Origin of the sequence: Streptomyces sp. NBC_00859 (assembly GCF_045161865.1) — a bacterium.
GTDB lineage: Bacteria > Actinomycetota > Actinomycetes > Streptomycetales > Streptomycetaceae > Streptomyces.
The window spans coordinates 1,269,740-1,290,922 of the sequence record NZ_CP108826.1 but is presented as its reverse complement, the minus strand read 5'-3'; the positions used below and the strand labels follow the sequence as shown (position 1 = coordinate 1,290,922).

At 69.1% G+C, this 21,183-nt stretch carries 16 protein-coding genes and 1 pseudogene; 12 read left to right on the top strand and 5 right to left on the bottom strand.

The features are described 5' to 3' along the window. Nucleotides 1-13: 13 nt before the first annotated feature. The 5 genes from OG584_RS05360 (at nt 14) to OG584_RS05340 (ending at nt 7,310) form a co-directional block, all read left to right on the top strand. The gene (locus OG584_RS05360; RefSeq protein ID WP_405775509.1) at nt 14-367 is read left to right on the top strand and encodes a helix-turn-helix domain-containing protein; all 354 of its coding nucleotides are present in this window, start codon (nt 14-16) and stop codon (nt 365-367) included. Continuing rightward, complete coding sequence (locus tag OG584_RS05355) at nt 364-2,730, top strand: site-specific integrase (protein ID WP_405775507.1); 2,367 nt, start codon at nt 364-366, stop codon at nt 2,728-2,730. The genes OG584_RS05360 and OG584_RS05355 overlap by 4 nt, the downstream gene beginning before the upstream one ends. Nucleotides 2,731-2,845: 115 nt before the next feature. After that, on the top strand, nt 2,846-3,367 hold the full coding sequence (locus tag OG584_RS05350; protein ID WP_405775505.1) for a hypothetical protein: 522 nt from the start codon (nt 2,846-2,848) through the stop codon (nt 3,365-3,367). Between the two features lie 407 nt (nt 3,368-3,774). Continuing rightward, on the top strand, nt 3,775-5,535 hold the full coding sequence (locus OG584_RS05345) for an ABC transporter transmembrane domain-containing protein (RefSeq protein WP_405775503.1): 1,761 nt from the start codon (nt 3,775-3,777) through the stop codon (nt 5,533-5,535). Beyond that, the gene (locus OG584_RS05340; protein WP_405775501.1) at nt 5,532-7,310 is read left to right on the top strand and encodes an ABC transporter ATP-binding protein; all 1,779 of its coding nucleotides are present in this window, start codon (nt 5,532-5,534) and stop codon (nt 7,308-7,310) included. The genes OG584_RS05345 and OG584_RS05340 overlap by 4 nt, the downstream gene beginning before the upstream one ends. Nucleotides 7,311-7,476: 166 nt before the next feature. On the opposite strand, the gene OG584_RS05335 is transcribed toward OG584_RS05340, so the two are convergent. Then, entirely contained in the window at nt 7,477-7,650 is a 174-nt protein-coding gene (locus OG584_RS05335) for a CsbD family protein (protein ID WP_405775499.1), read from the bottom strand. A gap of 152 nt (nt 7,651-7,802) precedes the next feature. On the opposite strand from OG584_RS05335, the gene OG584_RS05330 reads away from it, so the two are divergent. Further along, nucleotides 7,803-7,976, top strand: coding sequence for a hydrophobic protein (locus OG584_RS05330; RefSeq protein ID WP_405775497.1), 174 nt, complete (start codon nt 7,803-7,805; stop codon nt 7,974-7,976). A gap of 133 nt (nt 7,977-8,109) precedes the next feature. On the opposite strand, the gene OG584_RS05325 is transcribed toward OG584_RS05330, so the two are convergent. Next, the gene (locus OG584_RS05325; RefSeq protein WP_405775495.1) at nt 8,110-10,128 is read right to left on the bottom strand and encodes an alpha/beta fold hydrolase; all 2,019 of its coding nucleotides are present in this window, start codon (nt 10,126-10,128) and stop codon (nt 8,110-8,112) included. A gap of 283 nt (nt 10,129-10,411) precedes the next feature. Here OG584_RS05325 and OG584_RS05320 point away from each other — a divergent pair. Then, nucleotides 10,412-10,726: pseudogene (locus OG584_RS05320) on the top strand (acyl-CoA dehydrogenase family protein); the annotation flags it as partial. Nucleotides 10,727-10,868: 142 nt separating this feature from the next. Here the strand turns inward: OG584_RS05320 and OG584_RS05315 are convergent. Continuing rightward, nucleotides 10,869-11,492 carry a histidine phosphatase family protein gene (locus OG584_RS05315; RefSeq protein ID WP_405775493.1) on the bottom strand — a complete coding sequence of 208 codons (624 nt, stop codon included), beginning with the start codon at nt 11,490-11,492 and terminating at the stop codon, nt 10,869-10,871. Nucleotides 11,493-11,669: 177 nt separating this feature from the next. Between OG584_RS05315 and OG584_RS05310 the strand changes: the two genes are divergently transcribed. Next, nucleotides 11,670-12,626: a MerR family DNA-binding transcriptional regulator gene (locus OG584_RS05310; protein ID WP_405775491.1), complete on the top strand. Its 957-nt coding sequence runs from the start codon at nt 11,670-11,672 to the stop codon at nt 12,624-12,626. 142 nt (nt 12,627-12,768) lie between these two features. Here the strand turns inward: OG584_RS05310 and OG584_RS05305 are convergent, their stop codons facing one another. Beyond that, nucleotides 12,769-13,413: a TetR/AcrR family transcriptional regulator gene (locus OG584_RS05305; protein ID WP_405775489.1), complete on the bottom strand. Its 645-nt coding sequence runs from the start codon at nt 13,411-13,413 to the stop codon at nt 12,769-12,771. Between the two features lie 155 nt (nt 13,414-13,568). On the opposite strand from OG584_RS05305, the gene abc-f reads away from it, so the two are divergent. The 4 genes from abc-f to OG584_RS05285 all read left to right on the top strand — a co-directional run bounded on the left by abc-f (nt 13,569) and on the right by OG584_RS05285 (nt 20,514). Beyond that, the gene (abc-f, locus tag OG584_RS05300) at nt 13,569-15,188 is read left to right on the top strand and encodes a ribosomal protection-like ABC-F family protein (protein WP_405775487.1); all 1,620 of its coding nucleotides are present in this window, start codon (nt 13,569-13,571) and stop codon (nt 15,186-15,188) included. Nucleotides 15,189-15,271: 83 nt separating this feature from the next. Beyond that, nucleotides 15,272-15,952, top strand: a complete 681-nt coding sequence (locus OG584_RS05295; RefSeq protein WP_405775485.1) for a CatB-related O-acetyltransferase — start codon at nt 15,272-15,274, stop codon at nt 15,950-15,952. A 180-nt stretch (nt 15,953-16,132) separates the two neighbouring features. Further along, the gene (locus OG584_RS05290; RefSeq protein ID WP_405775483.1) at nt 16,133-17,431 is read left to right on the top strand and encodes an erythromycin esterase family protein; all 1,299 of its coding nucleotides are present in this window, start codon (nt 16,133-16,135) and stop codon (nt 17,429-17,431) included. A 362-nt stretch (nt 17,432-17,793) separates the two neighbouring features. Further along, nucleotides 17,794-20,514: a TIM-barrel domain-containing protein gene (locus tag OG584_RS05285; RefSeq protein WP_405775481.1), complete on the top strand. Its 2,721-nt coding sequence runs from the start codon at nt 17,794-17,796 to the stop codon at nt 20,512-20,514. Between the two features lie 139 nt (nt 20,515-20,653). On the opposite strand, the gene OG584_RS05280 is transcribed toward OG584_RS05285, so the two are convergent. After that, on the bottom strand, nt 20,654-21,103 hold the full coding sequence (locus tag OG584_RS05280; protein ID WP_405775479.1) for an SRPBCC family protein: 450 nt from the start codon (nt 21,101-21,103) through the stop codon (nt 20,654-20,656). Nucleotides 21,104-21,183 lie beyond the last annotated feature (80 nt).

The window sequence follows — 21,183 nt, the reverse complement described above, 5'->3', positions numbered from 1 at the left end:
GAGGGATCCGGCGATGGCCGCCAAGCTCGACTACCACTGGCACCTGCGCAAAGTCATGGCCGACCGCGGGATGTTCTCCACCACCGACCTGATCCCTCCGCTCGCCGAACGCGGCATCAGCCTGTCGTCGAGCCAGGTCTACCGGCTCGTCGTCGAGCGACCTGAGCGACTGAGCCTCAAGATCCTCATGGCCCTGCTCGACATCCTCGACTGCACCATGGACGACCTCATCGAGCCCGTCGCGGCGGCCGGCGCGGTGAAGAAGCCGAAGAGGGCTGCCGCCGGAGGCGGCTCGGCGCCCGATGTGGAGGGGCTTGGCGGGCTGCGGCCAAAGCGAGCCCGGATCAGGGGTGTTGACCGTCCATGACCACCGCTGACCATCTCGACCTCGGCCGTGCCGTCGCCGACCCGACCGGCCTGATCACCGACCTCGTCGCCGACGTCGAGAAGAAACTCGGCGCGGAGACCATCCGGGCCGTGGTCACCGCGGTCGCGGGCGGCCGCGCGAAGTCACGGCGCCTGGCTGAGGCCCTAGCGATGCGGCCCTCCGTCCTTACCGACGGCCGGTCCCCGGCACCCCGGGCCATCGGCGATCTGCTCATCGAGCTCCGCAAGGCCGGCGCCTCGGAGATCTCTCCGCCGGTCTGCGTCAAGTGCGGCAAGAAGCTGCAAACCCTCCAACGCCAGGGACAGGACTGGTACTGCTCGGTCTGTGGACACGAGACCGCTGAGTGCGCCGCCTGCGGCACCGTCCGACGCGTCGCCTTCCGGGACCGCAAGGGCCTGCTGCGCTGCAAGATGTGTCCCGACAACGACGACCGTGACGTGATCGCCGATGCCCTCCACCAGTCGGCACCCCACCGTCCCCACTATCGGCAGAGACTGGTCTGGGCCCTGGAGGAAAACCCTCGTCTGCTGACCGGGGAGGGATATCTCGCGCCGCATCGCGCCATCCTGCGGTTCATCGACTTGCTGCACGAGGCTGGCGTCACCGAGATCGTCCGCCCGGCCTGCCCTCGCTGCCACCGGGTGGTGCGCATCGATAAGCCGCTCGACGGGCAGCGGGTCTGCCGCAACTGCATCGCCAAGTCCCGCATCGAAGAATGCGTACGCTGCGGTGCTCGGCGCGAACCGGCCACCCGCGACGCCCAGGGACGACCCCTGTGTCCGGGCTGCCTGATCAGAGACCCGGCAAACCGGGAGACCTGCACCGTCTGCGGCGAGTCACGCATGGTCAGTTGCCGCACCCCGGACGGACCGATCTGCCCGAACTGCCGTCCCTTGCCCATGCTGCTCTGCTCGATCTGCGGCCGCACCGCACCCTGCACACTCTCGAAGCTCACCAGCCTGCCCCGCTGCGGCGGCTGCGACCGGCGACCGGCTCACTGCACCATCTGCGGACGACTCCGCGGCATCCACTCCGGGACCACCGAAGCCCCCTTCTGCGGCCCCTGCACCAAACCGGACGCCGAGCTTTGGCGCCCCTGTCCCGCCTGCGGGCAAGCCGAACGGCTGCAAGCTCCGGGGCCGTGCCCTCACTGCACCCTCAAGCAGCGGCTCCACGAGCTTCTCGCCGATGACACCGGCGCCATTCCCACGAAACTGCAGGAACTCCACCAGGCCCTGGCCGGCACCGAACGGGCCGCCACAGCGATGCGCTGGCTCTCCGGCGGAATCGTCTCCACCGTCCTGACCGATCTCGGCTCCGGCCGTCGCCCCCTCACTCACGAGGCCCTGGACGAGCTTCCTGAAGGCAAGGTCGTCGAGCACATCCGCAGCGTCCTCGTCGCCACCGGCGCCCTGCCGCGGCGGGACGAGCAGATGGCCCGTCTCGAACGGCACGTGAAGGATCTCGTCACCTCCCATGCGACCGTCGAGGGACGGAAGATCCTGCACCGGTACGCGACCTGGCACCTCCTGCGACGGCTTCGCCGCCGCAGCGGCGGCAAGGAGACAACTCACTCCCAGCTCCAGGTCGCGCGGCAACATCTGCGGGCAGCCGTTTATCTCCTGAACTGGCTCACTGGCCAGAATCTGACTCTTGCGACCTGCCGGCAGGCCGACCTGGAGCGCTGGATGACCAGCGACGACGTCCGTCTTCGCCAGGAGGCAGGCCACTTCGTGCGCTGGGCCCTCTCCCAGAAGATCACCCGTGATCTCAGCTTCCCGGCCGAGCGATGGAACGGCCCCTCCCAGCCGATGGACGACGAGGCCCGCTGGGCCACCGCCCGACGTCTGTTGCACGAAGACACCCTCAAGCCCGAAGACCGCCTAGCCGGCCTGCTGTTGCTCCTCTACGCCCAGTGGCCCGCGGCGATCTCCCGACTCACCATCGACCACATCGCCAAGACGGACGGAGCCGTCCGCATCCGCCTCGGCGCCGTCCCAGTCGAGCTTCCCGCACCTGTCGCTGAACTGGCCCTCCAACAAGTCGCGGCTCGCCGCAGTCACGCCGTCCTCGGCCAGACAGACTCACCCTGGCTCTTCCCCGGAGGCCAGCCCGGCCACCCGATCAGTGCCTGGGCCATGGGCGAACGGCTCCGCAAACTCGGTATCCGACTCTCACAAGCCCGCTCAACCGCGCTGTTTCAGCTTGCCACCGAACTGCCCGCCGCGGTCCTTGCCCGCACCCTCGGCATCGACATCACCGTCGCCGTCAAATGGCAGCGCGCCGCCGCCGGAGACTGGGCCGCCTACGCCGCCGAAGTCAGCCGGCGCACGACCTCTTGAGCCGTGCAGTCGAGGGAAAATCGAGTGCTGGACATGAGAACAATCAGGGATCGTCGCTGGTCAGGCCGTAGATCCCCAATGGGATTGAGTACCCGCGAGACCTACGATGACCATCATGGAACCAGTGCCCGTCCTCGTCCACGTGAATAGCCCCTTCATCAACTTCCGAGACTTCGACTTCGGAGAGGGCTCCCATGGCTACCGCTGGATCGACGCCACACGTTTCCAGCTCTCGTCCGAGGCGCTGGACGACCGAGACGTGCTGGCCGCCTTGATCGCCCACCCTCAGTTTCGGAACACGTACGACGGAGCCGGCGTCCAAGACTGGCCGCGGCACGGTCAGTGGTGGCTTGACCGCATCACCCCCGATGCCTACGAGACCGCCGACGCCGTGACGGCAGTCGACGTCATCCACGCATGGGCCAACCAACATGGAGACATCCCAGATTCACTCGCATCACGCCTTCATCAGGAGATCTACATCCCAATCCGCGAGGCGACCAGCCGGTACCTGCTAGGGCAGCTTCCCGAGGATGCGTTCCACGACTATGGCCCCATCCACATCGACTACCACGAACTCGTCCTCATCGACCGCCAAGCAGCGACGCTCACTCTCCTCGTCGCAGCTGATGACTGACGCCGCCACGATCAGCGCCAGAGTCGCTTGAGGGAGGGCATTCGGACAGTTCCAATACCCGACTCCACCATTGCCGCTTCCAACAGTGACAGGGAGAAGTGCCATCGCGATGGCCACCACCCACCCGGCCACCGCCGTGACTGCCGCGGTGAGAACTATCCGTTCCAGGGCGGAACTCCGTTGTTCCGGTTCATACCGCTCATCTGCCGCTGCCTGGCCCCTCCGTCTGCGTCGTGCCGGTCATGGGTATCGTGGCCGTCCGATCAACGGCAGACGCAGACTCTACGGGCCCCGGGAGAAGCACGGCCCTGGTGCCCTCCGAGTCCGACGCAGCCGTGTGGCTCCCCGGGGTGCGGTCCGAATCGGACGGGCGCCACTTCGGGCAGCCCGTGACTGAGGTGCGGTACATGGATGATTCGTACGTGGATCCCGGGACCCCGGACTGCCGCAGCGCCATGCGGTACCTGTGGTGGCTGGTCAGGAGCCAGCGCCTCCGGATCGCCGCCGGTGCGGTGCTCGGCAGTGCCTGGATGGTCTGTCTGACGTTGCCGCCGTTCCTGCTGTCCCGCGCCATCGACGACGGCCTGGAGCCGGGGAAGTGGCCCGCACTGGTCGGCTGGGTGGCGGCGTTGCTGGGCGTGGGCGTGCTGAACGCGTGGCTTGCCATCATGCGGCACCGCACCATGACAAGAGTGCGGCTGGACGCGGCTTTCCGCTCCGTACGGGTCGTGGTCGGGCAGGCGACCGTACTGGGCGCTGCGCTGCCGCGCCGGGTCACTGCCGGTGAGGTCGTCACGATCGGGTTCCGCGATGTCGCCGTGATCGCCAATACGCTGACCATCACGGGCCCGGGTGTCGGCGCGGTCCTCGCCTGCATCGTCGTGGCCGCACTGCTGTTGACCGTCTCGCCGCTGCTGGCCGTGGTGGTGCTGCTCGGCGTGCCGCTGCTCTTGGTGTTGGTCGGCCCGCTCCTCGGGCGACTGCAGGGCGCCGAGGCCGCCTACCGGGAGCAGCAGGGCGGGCTCGCCGCGCGCTTCGGGGATGTCGTCGGGGGCTTGCGGGTGCTGAACGGCATTGGCGGCAAGGAGGTGTACGCCGAGCGCTACCGGCGTGGCTCGCGGATGTTGCAGGAGGAGGGATACCGCGTCGGCGCGGTCACGAGCTGGATCCAGGCCCTCGGCGCGGGCCTTCCGACCCTGTTCCTCGGGGCGGTGACCTGGCTGGCGGCCCGCATGGCCGTCCAAGGCGCCATCACCGTGGGCGAGTTGGTCGCGGTCTACGGGTACACCGCGGTGCTTGTAGTGCCGGTCTCGTTCTTCATCGAGGGCGGCTCCGATCTCAGCCGCGGACTTGTCGCCGCTCGCAGGGTCATACGATTCCTGGCCCTGGAACCCGACTCCGCCGGCACGCAGGACACGGCTGCCGAAGGCCCCGGACTGCCGTCGGTGCTCCGTGATCCGCAGTCCGGCGTCGAGGTGGCACCCGGAGAACTGACCGCCTTGGTCAGCGCCCGGCCGAGGGATTCCGCGGCGGTGGTCGACCGCCTAGCCCGATTCGTGGAGTCGGCCGCGACCTGGGGCGCGATACGCCTCGACGATATCGACCTGACGCAGATTCGCCGGCGAATCCTCGTCGCGGACAACGAGGCCGACCTCTTCGCCGGGCCGCTGCGCGAGGTGGTCTGCGGCAAGTGGGACCGGGACGAGGAAGAAATCCGCCGAAGTGTCCATGCGGCCATGGCCCAGGACATCGTCCGCGGTCTGCCGGACGGACTCGACTCGCCCGTCGACGCGCAGGGCCGCAACCTGTCCGGAGGCCAGCGGCAACGCGTCCGGCTGGTCCGGGCCCTGCTGGCCGACCCGGAGGTGCTCCTGGCGGTCGAGCCCACCTCGGCGGTCGACGCCCATACCGAGGCGGTCGTCGCTACCCGGCTGCGCGCCGCGCGCTCCGGCCGAACCACCCTCGTCACCAGCACGTCACCGCTCCTGCTGGACCAGGCGGACACTGTGTACTACCTGGTCGACGGCTCCGTCACGGCCGTCGGCAGCCATCGTGAACTCCTGGACAGGCAGGCCGGGTACCGCCTCCTGGTGTCACGTGGTCCGGACGACGAGCACGGCCGAACGCACGAAGGAACCGTCCCGTCGCCCAGGGAGGCCACACGATGACTGACGGCCGCGAGCGGGCGTCCCGGACCCTGCCGATCGCCGGACCGTCCGAGGTGCGCCGGGCGGCGCTCCGGCTGATCCGGCTCGACGGCCGGGCCTTCGCCGCCATGATCGGCCTCAACGCACTGGCGGCCGGTGCCGGGCTGGTGGGCCCGTGGCTGCTCGGGCGCATCATCGACGAGGTCAGGTCGGGCGGCCAGGTGGCCTCGGTGGACCGCCTCGCGTTCACCATTCTCGTCTTCGCACTGGCCCAGCTCCTCGTGATCCGTTACGCCGGTTACGTAGGACACCGCTTCGGGGAGCGGACCCTGGCGCGTATCCGGGAGCAGTTCGCCGACAGGGCACTCGGGCTGCCCGCCGCTGTGGTCGAACGGGCGGGCACAGGTGACCTGATGACCCGCGGTACGACCGATGTCGCCGCTGTCGGCGCCATGCTCCGGGATGCCGGGCCCGAGGTTCTCATCGCCGGAGCCCAGGCGTTGTTCATCCTGGCAGCGGTCTTCGCGCTCGACCCGCTGCTCGGCGCGTGCGGGGTGCTGGGCCTGCTCGGCATCTGGTTCGCGGCCCGCTGGTATCTGCGCCGGGCGCGTGTCGCCTACCTCGCCGAGGGAACCGCCAACTCGGCTCTCGCCGAACAGCTGGCGGCCACCGCCGCCGGCGCCCGCACGGTCGAGGCCCTCGGGCTGCAACAGCGCCGTATCACGGCTTGCCGGACGGAAATCGAAAGGTGCCGTAGTGCCAGGGCCCGGACACTGTTCCTGCGCAGTGTCCTCTTCCCGGCCGTGGACATCTCGTACGTCATTCCCGTGGCCGGTGTCCTGCTGATCGGTGGCGTGCTGCACGGCCACGGATCGATGAGCCTCGGCGCGGTGGTCGCATCGGCCCTGTATCTCCGGCAGTTGTCCCAGCCGCTCGACACCATTCTCCAGCAGATGGAGCGGGTGCAGAGCAGCAACGCCTCATTCGCCAGGGTCGAGGGCGTCGGCCTGGCTGCGCGAACACCACCGGCCGCGTCGCCCGCACCCGCCGACGACCGGATCGAAGCCGCCGGCGTGCGCTATGCGTACGACGACGGGAGCGACGTCCTGCACGGTGTCGACCTGGCGGTCCAGCCCGGTGAGCGGCTGGTGATCGTCGGGCCGTCCGGTGCGGGCAAGACGACCCTGGGCAGACTGCTGGCAGGCATGGACACCCCGCACACCGGCTCAGTGACGGTGGGGCGGGTTCCGGTCGCGGGCCTGGACCCCGGCCAACTGCGCCGGCACATCCTGCTCGTCACCCAGGAGCATCATGTGTTCCTGGGCACCGTCCGGGACAACCTGCGGATCGCCTCCGCTCATGCCACCGATGCCGAACTGCGCGCGGCGCTCACCGCCGTCGGCGCCGAGTGGGCCGATGAGCTGCCGGACGGCCTGGACACGGATCTGGGCCACGGAGGTCACCGGCCCGATGGAGCTCAGGCGCAGCAACTCGCCCTGGCACGTGTGGTGTTGGCTGATCCGCACACGCTGATACTGGACGAGGCCACCGCGCTCCTGGACCCGAGGACCGCCCGGCACACCGAGCGCGCGCTGGCCGCTGTCCTCGCCGGCAGGACCGTCATCGCCATTGCGCATCGCCTGCAGACGGCCCACGACGCCGACCGGGTCGCGGTGATGGACGACGGACGCATTACCGAACTCGGCACCCACGGGGAACTCGTAGCAGCCAATGGCGTCTACGCATCGCTCTGGCGTTCATGGCACGGTGAGGGACAGCCTTCCGCGTCCCCTTGACTGCTCCTGCTGGCTGCACCTGTCCCGCCGGACGAGTGCCCATGACCGGTGACCGGGCGGTGGCCTCGGGCAGTGCCACGCGGGCGTGGGGTTGGCCCGGCACGGGTGCCGGGCCGACCCCACGCCCGCGGTCCGGGAGAGGTTCCCCGGATGGGACGGGAGAGGATCAGTGCTTGAAGGTGTCCTTGGTCTTCTCCTTGGCCTCGCGGGCGTCGCCCTTGGCCTGGTCGGTACGGCCTTCGGCGATGAGGCGTTCGTTGCCCACAGTGCGGCCGGCGGCTTCCTCGACCTTGCCCTTGGCCTGCTCGGTCTTGGCCTGGGTCTTCTCGTTGGCAGCCATGTCACTCACACCTTGCTGTGGTCGACTTCAGGGACAACCACCGCATGACCGCCATTGTCACGTCCAAACGCGAACCCCTGAACAGGCGCCGATCTAAAACCCGCATAAACACGGGGGGAGTGGACCAGAGGGTTCGGGGCATCAGGCTGGTCATGCTTCCTATCATTCTTGTTCTCCTCGTCGCCCTGATCCTCTTCGGTGCCGGCTTCGCGCTCAAGGCCCTGTGGTGGATCGCAGTCATCGTGCTCGTCGTCTGGCTCCTGGGCTTTGTGATCCGGCCCGCGGCCAGGGGCGGTGCCAAGCGTGGCCGCTGGTACCGCTGGTAGCCGGAATCCGTCCTGCGGTGGGGTGAGCGGCTGAGCGCCGGTCACCCCACCCACGCGTTCACCGCTCCCCGGGGTCGGCGGGCCTCGGGCCGGGTGTCCGGGGATGGCTTGCCCCGGACAGGGGCGGACGCGGCTATGGCATGCAGGCCCGTACCGCGTCGAGCAGGCGCGGTACGCGGTCGTCGATGATCTGAAGGTCATTGGTGAGGAGGGCCAGACAGAGGCCGCTGTCCCGGTCCGCGAAGGAAATCTGACCCCCCGCGCCGCCGTGCCCGAACGAGGTCGGCCCGAGCATCGGCATGGCGGGACTCGGGACATGGAACCCCGTTCCCCACGCTTCTTCGGGCAGCCCCTCGACAGGCCAGAACGGCCGGCCCGAGGACTGCGGGGCGGTCATGTCGTCGAGGATGGCGGCGGGGACGGAGTTCGTGAGTTCCGAGCCGTCCAGTGCGGCGGACCAGAGGGCAGCGATGCCGCGAGCGGTGCCGATCCCGACACCGGCAGGGATTTCGGCCCGCTGGATGCCGGGGTCGTTCAGGCCGGTGCCGTCTCCCGCCGCATGGTCGGGGAAAGCGCCTCCGAGGGTGAGGGACCGCTCGATCTTCTCCTTGTGCGGGATACCGTCGGGGAGTACGAGGCTGAAGCCGGGGCCGGGGACCACGTGAGCGATCCTTTTGAGCTCGGCAGCCGGGACGCCGATCCACACGTCGGCACGCGCCGGGCCGGCGAGGTACTTGGCGAAGGCGGCGCCCGCCGACATGCCGGTGACGCGGCGGACGACTTCGCCGACCAGCCAGCCGTAGGTCAGCGCGTGGTACTGGTGCGCTGATCCGGGCGGCCAGTGCGGTGCTTGTCCGGCGAGTGCTTCGACGACAGGGCTCCACCGGATGACGTCCTCGCGGGTGAAGCTGCGGTCCGGATGGGACAGGCCCGCGCGGTGTGCCATGACCTGGCGGACGGTGATCGACTCCTTGCCCGCCTGCCCGAACTCCGGCCAGTAGGACGAGACGGCCGCGTCCAGATCGACCAGCCCTTCTTCCACCAGCCTGGCGACGAGCAGCGCGACCAGGCCCTTGGTCATCGAAAAGGCGACCGAGGTGGTCGGCTGCGCCCACGGCACCCTTGAACGCACGTCGGCGTATCCACCCCAGAGGTCGACGACGGTCTCACCACCCGACGTGACCGCCAGCGCGCAGCCGCCGCGCGGGCTGCTCGCGACCGCTGCCGCGAACGCATCGGCGACGGCCTCGTATCCCGGGGCGGTGGTGCCGTCCAGGGGCGCACCCTGCGCCGGCTTGCTGCCTCGTTTGCCGTCCTGACCACGTACGACGGTGCTCCGGCCGGTTGTGGAAGTCCGCCGCGCGTTGTCGGCGATACGCCGTACTATCTCGGGCCAGAGCGGTGCGGGCAGTTCGTGCCCCATGCCAGGGAACACGGTAAGGGTCGAGCCGGCAATGAGGTCGCTCAGCTCGGCGGAGGCCGTGGGACTGATGAGCCGGTCGCTGTCACCGGCGACCACCGCGGTGGGCACGGTGATCCCGCCCAGCCGTGCCCTGAGGTCGGGGGCGCCGAGGGCTGCCATCAACTGCCGCTCAACAGAGGCCGGTTCGTGCCCGCGGTCGTACATGAGGCCGCCGAGGCCGGTGAGCCACTCGATGTCCTGCTCGTACGCCGTGGACGCACAAGCCGCCTCGCCTGCCACGTAGGCCGCGGTGAACTCCGCCCGGTCGCGAGGACGCGGGGCCGCCAGGCGGTCCGCAACCAGATCGTCGCCGGTGAAGTGGCTGACTGTGGCGGCGGTGTACAGGAGCCCGAGGGAACGCACCGTCCCGGGGTGTCGCAGAGCGAGGTGTTGGGCGATCACACCACCCAGTGACTGTCCCACGACGTGCGCAGGGGCCGTACCGAGGGAGCGCAGCAGTGCGGCGACGTCGTCCGCCATATCGCCCACCCCGTACCCGCCCTCCGGGTACCGGGGCGACAGGCCGACGTCGCGGTTGTCGCACCGGACCACGTAGAAGCCTTCGTCCGCGAGGAGCCGGCAGAATCCGGGAGGCCATCCCACCAGATGTGCGCCGAGCCCCTGGATGAGCAGCAGCGGTGGGTCCGCCTCGTTGCCGAGTGTGTCGTAGGCGAGGAGTTTTGCGTTCATAGTGCCTTCCTGATGCCGAGTTCCTGATGCCGAGTTCCTGGTACCGAAGATGAGGACGACCGCGGTCGCCGTTCCGAAGGTGGAGCGCCGGGCAGTACACCGGCGGAGGTGATCAGCGCGCCCGCGATCACGGAGAGGGGCGCGTCGGTGGCCCGGTCGTCACGGTGAAAAAGTCCGAGACGGTTCTCCTGGTCAGCGGGGTGAACAGCCGGCCGGGCGGGGCGCGCAGGGTGGGGCGGGGAGTGGTGGTGACGGTGTCAGTCCCGTCGGCCCTGCGCATCGTTCGACGTTTCAGAACACGAAGTTCGTGCTCGCGGAGTGTGCGGCCGAGGCCGAAGCGGCGCAGGCGCTCGTCGACCGGGGCATCGAGGCCGACGACGCGGCGGAGCTGACGGGCGCCGACACGGCCAAGATCAAACTGTTCTGCACCGAGGTCTCCGGGCGCGTCATCGACAAGTGTCTCCAACTGCACGGCGGCTGTGGCTGCATGATGGAATACCCCATCGCCCGCCTGTATGCCGAGACCAGGGTCAACCGAATCTACGGCGGCACCAGTGAGGTCATGAAAATGATCATTGCCGGTGAGCTGGGGCTGTAAGGGCCCCTGGGGCTGTTGCGCTACGGGTGCGCGCCCCAGCGGTGCGATGCGAGGAATCCCCGGTGCCGCGGCACCGGGGATTCCCTGACGGTCGGCTCCTGCGTTGAGCATGTACGGGGTGGTTCTCCGTTCGTGCCAGGCCTCAGACGTGCAGCTCGGCCGGGAAACCGGTCCAGCGAAGCTCCGTGGGGAGATGCCCGGTGTCGTTGTAGAGGAGCACGGAGGCCGGCCGGCCGGGTGCGTACCGGATGACGGTCAGTGCGGCGTTGGCGTGGGCAAGGCCCATCCAGCGCCACTTGGGAGCGTCCAGGGCGGCTCGGACGAGCCATCCGATGAGGAAGTTGTGCGTGACGACCAGTTCATGGCGAGGCTCGTCACCGTCGACAGGTCCTGTGAACTGAGCCAGTGCGGACCGGGCCAACTCCGGCCCCTTGTCGCGTTCTTCGTCCGGGAACTGGGACAGGCGGTCGAGCATGGCGTCTGCCGACTCCGCGGGGAGCTCCTGGCGTTGCGGCAGGTAGGGGATGTAGTCCCCGGCCTGTTCGGACACCCGCAGGGGTACGTCGTCGAGCTGCTCGCCGATCAGCTGGGCCGTCCGGGCGGCTCGCGGGAGCGGCCCGTGGTGGACAGCCGCTAGAGGATTGCGCCGTAGTCGCTCACCGAGGAGTACGGCTTGCCGGCAGCCCGCGTCCGTCAGCTCGCTCTCGTCCGGTGAAGCCTCACCGTGTCGCGCGAGATACAGGTAGCGGGCAGCTGTTGTGGACATGTGGCTCCAGAACTGGGATTGCGGACATGGTTGTGCGAGCGAGTACAGGAAGAGAAGCCCCGCCGGGGTGCGTAATCTGCCAACGACCTGACTGGACGAATGAACGAACCGTGTGGTTCCCGCCGAACGGCAAGGCTTGACGTTGCCCCTGGGGGGAGGGTTTACGGTCGTCGCACTATGAGAATCAGTGAGGTCGCGCGGCGCGCGGGGGTGACGACGAAGACGGTCCGCTACTACGAGACACTGGGATTGATCTCTCCTGCCCGGCTGGCCAACGGCTACCGGGACTACTCGGAACACGACGCACGGCTGGTGTGCGAAGCACGGGAGCTGAACCGCCTGGGAATCCCCGTCGAGCGGACACGTCCGTTCCTCGAATGCCTGGCCGGGGGACGGGACCACAGGGACGACTGCCCGTCCTCGCTGGCCGGGTACCGCGACGCGATTGACGAACTGACCGCGCGGATCGAGCAACTCACCGCCCGTCGAGCCGCCCTTGCCCAGCATCTGCACGAGGCCGCCCACCGCAACAGCGGTGCCGACAGCGCCGGTGTTGCGGGGACCCATGTGAGTCACCTGTACCAGCTCCCCGCGGACCTGCCTGTCCCCGAGGACGACGGGGCGGCCGCTCACCTCCGGGGCCGGGCCGTACCGGACGTCGAACTGCCCGACACCGCAGGCGGCGTCGCTTCGTTGCACGCCCTGGGCGAGGGCCGGTCGATCGTCTACTGCTACCCGCTCACCGGACACCCCGACACGGACCTGCCCGACGGGTGGAACAACATCCCCGGAGCACGCGGTTGCACCACCGAGGCGTGCGGCTTCCGTGACCACTACGGCGATCTCGCAGCGGCAGGCGCGACCCACGTATTCGGTCTGTCCAGCCAGGACACCGCCTACCAGAAGGAGGTCGCCGAGCGGCTGCGGCTCCCCTTCGCAATGGTCTCCGACACCAGATTTCTGCTGGCCGCCCTGCTCGGCCTGCCCACATTCGAGGCGGGCGGGTCGCTCCTCTACAAACGCCTCACCCTTGTCATCCGTGGCGGCGTGATCGAGCACGTCTTCTACCCGGTCTTTCCGCCGGACAAGCACGCCCAACAGGTGCTCCGATGGATGCAGGACCACCCCATGTGACCGGTCACGCCGGAGGCGATCTCTGCGCGGGCAGCTGCCGGCGAGTTCGGGCAACGGCGCGGCGGACATCCCTTGAAGGGGCCGTAGAGGGCCGGGCAGCCATCGACCGCGACCTCATCGGGCGCTCATAGTGCAAGGACCCCTAAATGCCGCTTGCCGACGGGGGTTCGGCGAAAGCACCGGCGGTCGCGGCGAGGGCGGCGGTTCTGGCTGCCTGGCCGGCCAGTCGCGGGTCCGGTGGGGTGCGCAGGAGTACCAGGGAGTGGTACAGCGGCGCGGTGGCGGCGATGAGCAGTCGGCGGGCGTCGGTGTGCGGCGGGAGTTCGCCGCGCCGGACAGCGCGGCTGACGCAGATCTCACAGCGGGCGTACCGGTCCTCCCAGAGCCGCTGCTGGGCGTGGGCGGCTTTCTCGGAGCGGAAGGAGGCGGCGATCAGAGCTGCGACGACCGGCGGCCGCGCACTCAGTGCCTCATGGATCTCCTGATTCAGTGCTGCCAGGTCGCTTTCCAGTGAACCCGTGTCCGGTGGCTGCCAGTCGTCGTCGCCCGCCGCGTCGAGGACGTCGGCCAGCAGGCCGCCGACATCCCCCCACCGCCGGTACACCGTGGTGCGATGCACACCCGCGCGGGCGGCGACGGTGTCGATGCTGAGGCCGTCGTAGCCGTGTTCACCGAGCTCGGCGAGGACCGCGTCGATGACCTGCGTACGGATGCGGGCGGTGCGGCCTCCGGGGCGCCGTGCCGGAATCGGCTGGGCACCTTGCGGTCCTGGGACTTCGAGAGGCATTGCTGGTAATCCGTTGCTCCGGGGGCGGCACTATGGCACCATCTTAGTGCATCAATTGTCGCACTAGTGGAGTGGTCGATGCTCTTCCGAAGCGTTCGCCCGGCCCCGCGGCCCGTGTCTGCCGCCTCGTCCTCGAATGCTCTGGAGTTGCCCGTATGCCTACACAGATCACCGCACTCGCCATCAGCAAGTCCTACAACGGCAGGCCCGTCCTCGACTCGGTGACCTGCTCACTCGCCGCGGGCGAGCGCACCGGGATCATCGGCGAGAACGGCTCGGGCAAGACGACCCTGCTGCGGCTGCTCGCCGGGCGTGAGCGGCCCGATCAGGGCGAGGTCGTCGTCCAGGCCGCAGGTGGCGTCGGCTATCTCGCCCAGGACGAGCGGGTGGCTCCGCGGGCGACTGTTCAGCACATCATCGACCGCGCCCTGAGCGGCCTGCGCGCCGTCGAGCAGCGAATGCGCCGCCTTGAGGCCGAGATGGGCGCGGGCGACGAGTCGGGCATGGCCGAGTACGGCGACCTCATGACCGTCTTCGAGCTGCGCGGCGGCTATGACGCCGACGCCCGGGTGGAACGTGCCCTGCACGGCCTCGGCCTCGGGCTGGTGAGCCGTCACCGTACGGTGGGCGCGCTGTCCGGCGGGGAACAGGCCCGACTGCGGCTGGCGGCCGTACTTTCGGCAGCGCCGGAGGTGCTGCTGCTGGACGAGCCGACCAACCACCTCGACGGCGCTGCCCTGACGTGGCTGGAGGACCACCTGCGCACGCGTCGGGGCACGACGGTGACGGTCTCCCACGACCGCGTCTTCCTCGAGCGCGTCGCCACCAGCCTGCTGGAAGTGGACGCCGACCGGCGCCGCGTCGTGCGCTACGGCAACGGATACACCGGCTATCTCGCCGAGAGGAGGGCTGCCCGGCAGCGCTGGGCTCAGGCGTACGACCAGTGGCGGACGGACGTCGACCGGCTGCGCGAGGCCGCTGCGACCACTGCTCGGCAGGTGGCCCCCGGCCGCGCGATGAAGGACGGCAACAAGATGGCTTACGACCGCGCGGGCGGACGAGTGCAGCAGTCGCTGGCCGGCCGGGTGCGCAACGCAGAGGAACGGCTGAGCCGGCTGTTCGCCGACCCGGTCCCGCCTCCGCCGGAGCCGCTGCGCTTCACCCCGGTACTGCGTGCCCGCCCCCTGCAGGGGGCCGTGCTGGACGTCGCGGGCATTGCCGTCACCGACCGGCTCGACCGCACGGACCTCACCGTCACGGCCGGCGAACACCTGCTGATCACGGGGCCCAACGGAGTGGGCAAGTCCACCCTGCTCGGTGTTCTGGCCGCACAAGTCACCCCCGACCGCGGGAGTGTCACACGCCGCGGCAGGATCGGCTACCTCCCGCAAGAGCCGCGCCCGGCGAATCCGGGCGAGACAGTACTGGCCGCGTTTGCCCGCGGACGGGCGGGAGAAGCCGCAGATCATGCCGAACAGCTGCTGTCCCTCGGCCTGTTCGACCGCGACCAGTTCACGGTGCCGGTCGGCCGGCTGTCCACCGGACAGCGGCAGCGCCTCGCCCTGGCACAACTGCTCGGCGATCCTTCGGACGTCCTGCTGCTCGACGAACCCACCAACCATCTGTCCCCCGCGCTCGTCGAGGAGCTGGAGACCGCGCTGTTGGGGTACGACGGCACGCTCGTCGTCGTCAGCCACGATCGCAGGCTGCGCCGACGCTGGCGGGGCACCCACCTTGCCATGCGCGCGACATCGACCTCCGTCACCACATGCTGAGGCCTTCCGGCCCCGCAGACTCCCCGCACCCGCTTCACCGCCCCATCCACCCGTCGCACCCGTCGTAAAGGAAGCAGTACGGCATGCCATCGATTCCCGCCGACCCGACCGTGCTCCGTCCGATGCCCGAGCAGCCGCGCGTGGTACTGCTGAAGCCACTCGTCACCTCGCCGCTGATCGAGGTCGGAGAGTTCTCCTACTATGACGATCCGGACGATCCAACGGCCTTCGAGACCCGGAACGTGCTGTATCACTACGGGCCGGAGAAGCTGGTCATCGGTAAGTTCTGCGCGCTGGGCGAAGGCGTGCGGTTCATCATGAACGGTGCCAACCACCGCATGGACGGCCCCTCGACGTTCCCCTTCCCGATCATGGGCGGTTCCTGGGCCGAGCACTTCGATCTGATCACCGGCCTGCCAGGCCGGGGCGACACCGTGGTCGGCAGCGACGTCTGGTTCGGGTACCGGGCCATGGTGATGCCCGGCGTCCGTATCGGTCACGGAGCGGTCATCGCTTCCGGTTCCGTTGTGGTCGACGACGTTCCTGACTACGGCATCGTCGGCGGCAACCCCGCCGGCCTCATTCGCCGTCGGCACAGCGACGAGGACATCGCCCGCCTGCTTGCTCTCGCCTGGTGGGACTGGCCTGTCCAGCACATCGGCGAACACATCCGAACGATCATGTCCGGCAGTATCGACGCCCTTGAGGACGCAGCGCCCGCGCAGGCGGCAGGGTCACGTCAGGACCCGCCACCGGACCGCTGAACCCGCGCAACAGCCCGTCCGGCCCCGCGGAAACCTGGCTCCATTTGAGGAAACGCCACGGGCGGTGAGGCTGAGCGGCCCCACCTGCCCGTGCCGGTCGCCGAATGCCCGTGGGCCCCCGGGATGCACCCGGACGCGGTGGTCCCTTCACACTCCAGCACCGAGAAACGAGCTGTCAGCATGCCTGCTTCGTCTCACCACGAGCCGTTCGCCGACTGGCTTCGCGCCCAGGCCGTCCCGCTCACCCACCTCGACCCCGCCGCGCCGCTCGACGACCTGGAGCCGCTGCGCGACATCGTCGGTGATGCCCGTGTGGTCGCGATCGGTGAGAGTTCCCACTTCATCAACGAGTTCGCCGCCATGCGCCTGCGCATCCTGCGGTTCCTGGTCGAGCGCTGCGGCTTCACTGTCCTGGCCTTCGAATACGGTTTCAGCGAGGGCTTCCCGCTCGACACCTGGGCCCAGGGCGAGGGGGCGGACGGCGAACTGTCGGCCCACCTCGCCTCGACGATCCCCGTGGGAGTGGATGAGCCGCTGCGCTGGATGCGCCGGCACAACCGCACCGCCGCGGCACCGGTCCGCTTCGCCGGCATCGACATCCCGGCGGCCGGTGGGTCCTTGCTTCCCGCTCTGACCCCGCTCGCCGACTACCTCCGCGACATCGATTCCGAAACCCTCCCGGCCCTCCACACGGCGATGCAGATCGCCGAATCATTCGCAGGCGGCTCCGGGGCCGACACCGCGCCCGCGTGGGCACGTCTTCCCGCTGCCGAACAGGACGCGCTCAGCGCGGCCTTGGCGCGGCTGCTCATCCGGTTCCGTGCCGTTGAACCGCTGTACGTCGCCCGCGGCGGCCGGTCGCGCTACGACGTCGCCCTGCGACGCCTCGAAGGCGCCTGCCACGCGGACTACACCTTCCGCGCCCTGGCGGACCTCTTCACGGGCAAGGGGCTGACCGCCGACACCTCTGCCCGCGACGGCTACATGGCCGAGTCGGTCCTGTGGCACCTGGAGCGCTCCGAGCCCGGCACCCGCATCGTTCTGGCAGCCCACAACGCCCACATCCAGAAAACACCGGTCTCCTTCGACGGCCATCTCACAGGCTTCCCGATGGGCCATTACCTGACCCGCGCGCTCGGCGACGACTACGCCGCCCTCGGACTGACAAGCACCACAGGACACACCGCGGACATGCCCCGCGACGAGAACTCCCGCTTCGGTTTCACCATCGCCCCCACCGCGCTGGAGCCGCCCGAGCCGGGAAGTGTCGAAGCAGCCTTCGCCGATGCCGGCCTCGGACTCAGCATGGCCGGGCTTCGCCGGGCCCCCCGCGACACGCAGGGCGGCGCCGACCTCACCCCGGGGCCCGACCGCATCCGCATACAGAGCACGTATCTGCACACCCCCGTCCTCGACGCGTTCGACGCCATCCTCAACACCCCGGCCTCCACCGTTGCCGCCGACCTCGACAACACCTGAGACAGGCAGGCCACGAGGGCGTCGGGCCGAGAGAACACAGCGGCCGGGGTCAGGAGAAAGGAATACGGCACAGTCACCTGGACGCGCGGGGCGGCGATGGACCGGGATGCCCGCCTGACACCACCGAGCCCCCTGTCAGGTGGACCGGCGAATCGCCCCGCTGTCGCCCTTCGCGTTGAGGATCTTCAGCGCCTGCGGGAATGCGCGGACCGCAACCCGAATTGCTGTACGCAGCCCTTGACTTACCCGTAATTAGTTCGGATCCTAGCCGAACTAATTACGAGGGTACCGTGCGACGACCGCAGGCGAGCATCGCGGCATCGCGCCCGTCCGTCGGCGGTCCCGGACCAGGAGGCACCGAGATGCCCAAGAGTGGCAAGCGGACCTGGGCTCTGCTGACCGCCGGCGCATTGCTCGCGCTACCCGCGGCGGCCGGCGTGTCCCACGCCGACGGCGCGAGAACTCGCAACGCACACATGGTCGTGGACGGCAGCGCCCGCTTTCAGATCCTCACTCCCACCCTGATCCGCATGGAGTACGCCAAGGACGGTCATTTCGAGGACCGGCCGACCGTCAACGCGGTCGACCGTGACTTCGGAGCCGCCTACTCCTCGACGGTGGAGAACGGCTACCGCGTCATTCGTACCCACGAGTTGACGCTGCGCCACAAGCTGGGGTCGGGCCCCTTCACCCAGGACAACACCGAGGTCCGCCTCAAGGCCGGCACGGAGAGCGTCACCGGGCACCCCCAGTTCGGCGAGTCCACCTCCACCTGCGCCGTCGGAGCGGTCTGCGACACCGAGTACGGGGTGATGACAGGCGGCGCCAAGTGGGCCTTCCCGGGCGGCACCACCAAGGCGTACGGGCGAGGGGTCGTCGAGGGCTACGAGAAGGAGGGCGCCCGGAGCACGGTTCGCGTCCGCGGTGTCCCCGCCGACGGCGCGTACACCCTGCGGCTGCGGTACGCCAACGCCAAGGCATCCGACGGCCGGACGGCCGAACGGAGCCTCTCCGTCGAAGCGGGCGGCGTATGGCAGCAGGCCGCTCTGGCACCGACCGGGGACTGGAACACCTACGCCGTCTCCCGACCCATCACCGTTCAACTCAAGCGCGGCGTCGACGACATCAGTGTCGAGCAGCGCCCCGGCGACACCGGCCGCGCCAACATCGACTCCTTCGCGCTCACCCCGGATGCGGATGCCGCCTACCCCACACCCGCCACCAAGGGCGCCACGGCGAACCTGGGCGGATGGACCCGTGGGCTCGACAACACTCCGGCCGCGCCCTACCAGCTCAACGACGGCATGCTGTCGCGCGACGGCTGGTACTTGCTCGACGACTCGCAGACCGCACTCACCAACGGCGACGGCAAACAGCCCACGCCGCGGGCGGAGCGCCCGGAGAACGAGTACCAGGACGGCTACCTCTTCGGTTACGGCCACGACTACAAACAGGGCCTGCGCGATCTGCGCGAACTGACCGGTCCGGCACCGATGCTGCCGCGCTGGGCCTTCGGCGTCTGGTTCTCCCGCTGGCAGGCCTACAGTTTCGACGACTACAAGAAGCTGCTCGCTCAGTTCCGCGGCAACAAGGTGCCGCTCGACTCGCTCGTCGTCGATACCGACTACAAGGGCTCCGGATGGTGGAACGGCTGGACCGGCTGGAACAAGGAACTCTTCCCCGATCCAGCTGAGTTCATGAAGTGGGCCAAGGACAACGGCCTGCCCGTCACGCTCAACACCCACCCGTCCATCGACGGATCCGACCCGGCCTTCGCACAGGCCATGAAGACCGCGGGCGGCAAGCTCCCGAAGATCGGGTGCTACTCCAGTGACGACTGTTACGGATTCGACTTCTCCGACCCCGAGCAGGCGGCGGCCTTCTTCGATCTGCACAAGCCCTACGACGCCCAGGGAGTGCGCCTGTGGTGGAACGACTGGTGCTGTGATGCCTCTCTCGCCTCGGGCGCAGGCATCACACCCGACACACTGGTCAACTCCCTCTACGCGGCGCACGACAGTGAGGCCACCGGCCTTCGGGGCTTCGCCTTCTCCCGTATAGGCGCCTCCTACCAGCGGCTCGGCGGAGGGTACGCGTCCGGGCCCTGGGCCGACCACCGCTCCACGATGCACTTCACCGGCGACTCCTACGCCAACTGGGACACCCTGGGTTTCACCTCGATGCTCAACGCCACCGAAGGCAACATAGGCCTCCCCTACGTGAGCGACGACGTCGGTGGATTCCACGGCGACCCCGGCACCCGTGATCCGGAGCTGTACGCACGGTGGATGCAGCTCGGGGCGTTCTCGCCGATCGACCGGATCCATTCCGGCGGTGGCGAGTCCCTGCCCTGGGAGTTCGGCGGCAAGGCCGGCGAAGCGGGTGCCAAGGCTCTCCGGCTGCGCGGCGCACTGACCCCGTACATGTACTCCCTGGCGGCCGATTCGCACGCGACCGGCCTGCCGATGTCCCGACCCCTCTACCTCAACTACCCGGAGCAGCAGGGAGCGTACGAGCACACTTCCCAGTACACGCTCGGCGACGACGTCCTCGTCGCCCCCGTCACCGGGCCGGGCGGCAGGACCACGGTGTGGGTCCCGCCGGGCACCTGGACCGACTACTTCACCGGTACGTCGTACACGGGACCCAAAACCGTCGAGACCACATCGCAGCTCGACGAAATGCCGGTTCTGATCCGCTCCGGTGGAATTCTCGCCGAGCAGGAATACAAGGACTACGACGCCAAGTCCCCGATGGACAAGGTCACACTGAACGTTGCGGCCGGCGGCCACGGTTCGTTCTCGCTGTACGAGGACGAAGGCGACGGCAGCACGGACGCTCACGCCACGACCACGGTGCGTGCGCACGGCGCGACCGTGACCATCGATCCGCAGAAGGGTGCCTACCGGGGCCAGGTCCGTGGGCGCTCCTGGACACTGCGGCTGAGCGACATCGCCCACCCGCGTTCGGTCAGGGTCAACGGCAGACCCGTGACGTGGTCGTACGACGCCGGCAGGCGGACCGTCACAGCCACAACCGCCGAACTTCCCACCGGTCGTCGGACGGTGATCACGGTCGGGTGACCGTGTGAGCGCAGGCCGGGGCCCGCCGGGCCCCGGCCCGCGGAGGAGTCGGTACGTCCCGACGTGCGGCCTGCGGCAGCGACATCACCGGGTCGAGTCCACCGGCCCGCACAGCCGACCGAGGTCCACGGGCAGCCGATCAGTCGAAGGTTCTGCTCAGTGAGGCGTTGCGAATTCTGATGAGGCGGGGCATGTACCGGCTCAGCACGATGCTGTCGACGATGCGTCCGACAGGGCCCAGTGGTGAGGCGAATTCGATGACGTCTCTCATCACGGTGCCACCGGCGCCGTCGGGCTCGAAGCAGTGGACGTGACGCCATCGCTCGAAGGGGCCGGACTCCTGCTCGTCGACGAAATACCGGGGCCGTTCGTACGAGGTGATGCGGGCCTTGAGCCGCCAGGTCAGGCCGAAATGGCGGGCCTGGAAGGTCACCGTGTCACCGAGCGACAGTTCACCCCGGGTAGTGCCGTCGACCGCTCGCTCCGATGACGCGGCCATCGAGCGGGTGTGGGCCTGCACATCCAGGCACAACGCGAAAACCTGATCCGGAGGTGCTGCGACAGCTGTCACGACCTCGAAATTGGGCACTCTCTCATCGTAGACCTGTACGTGGCCCCCGCCGATGACATGACCGTCCTGCCGGCGCTCAGGCCGTTCCCCGGGGCCGA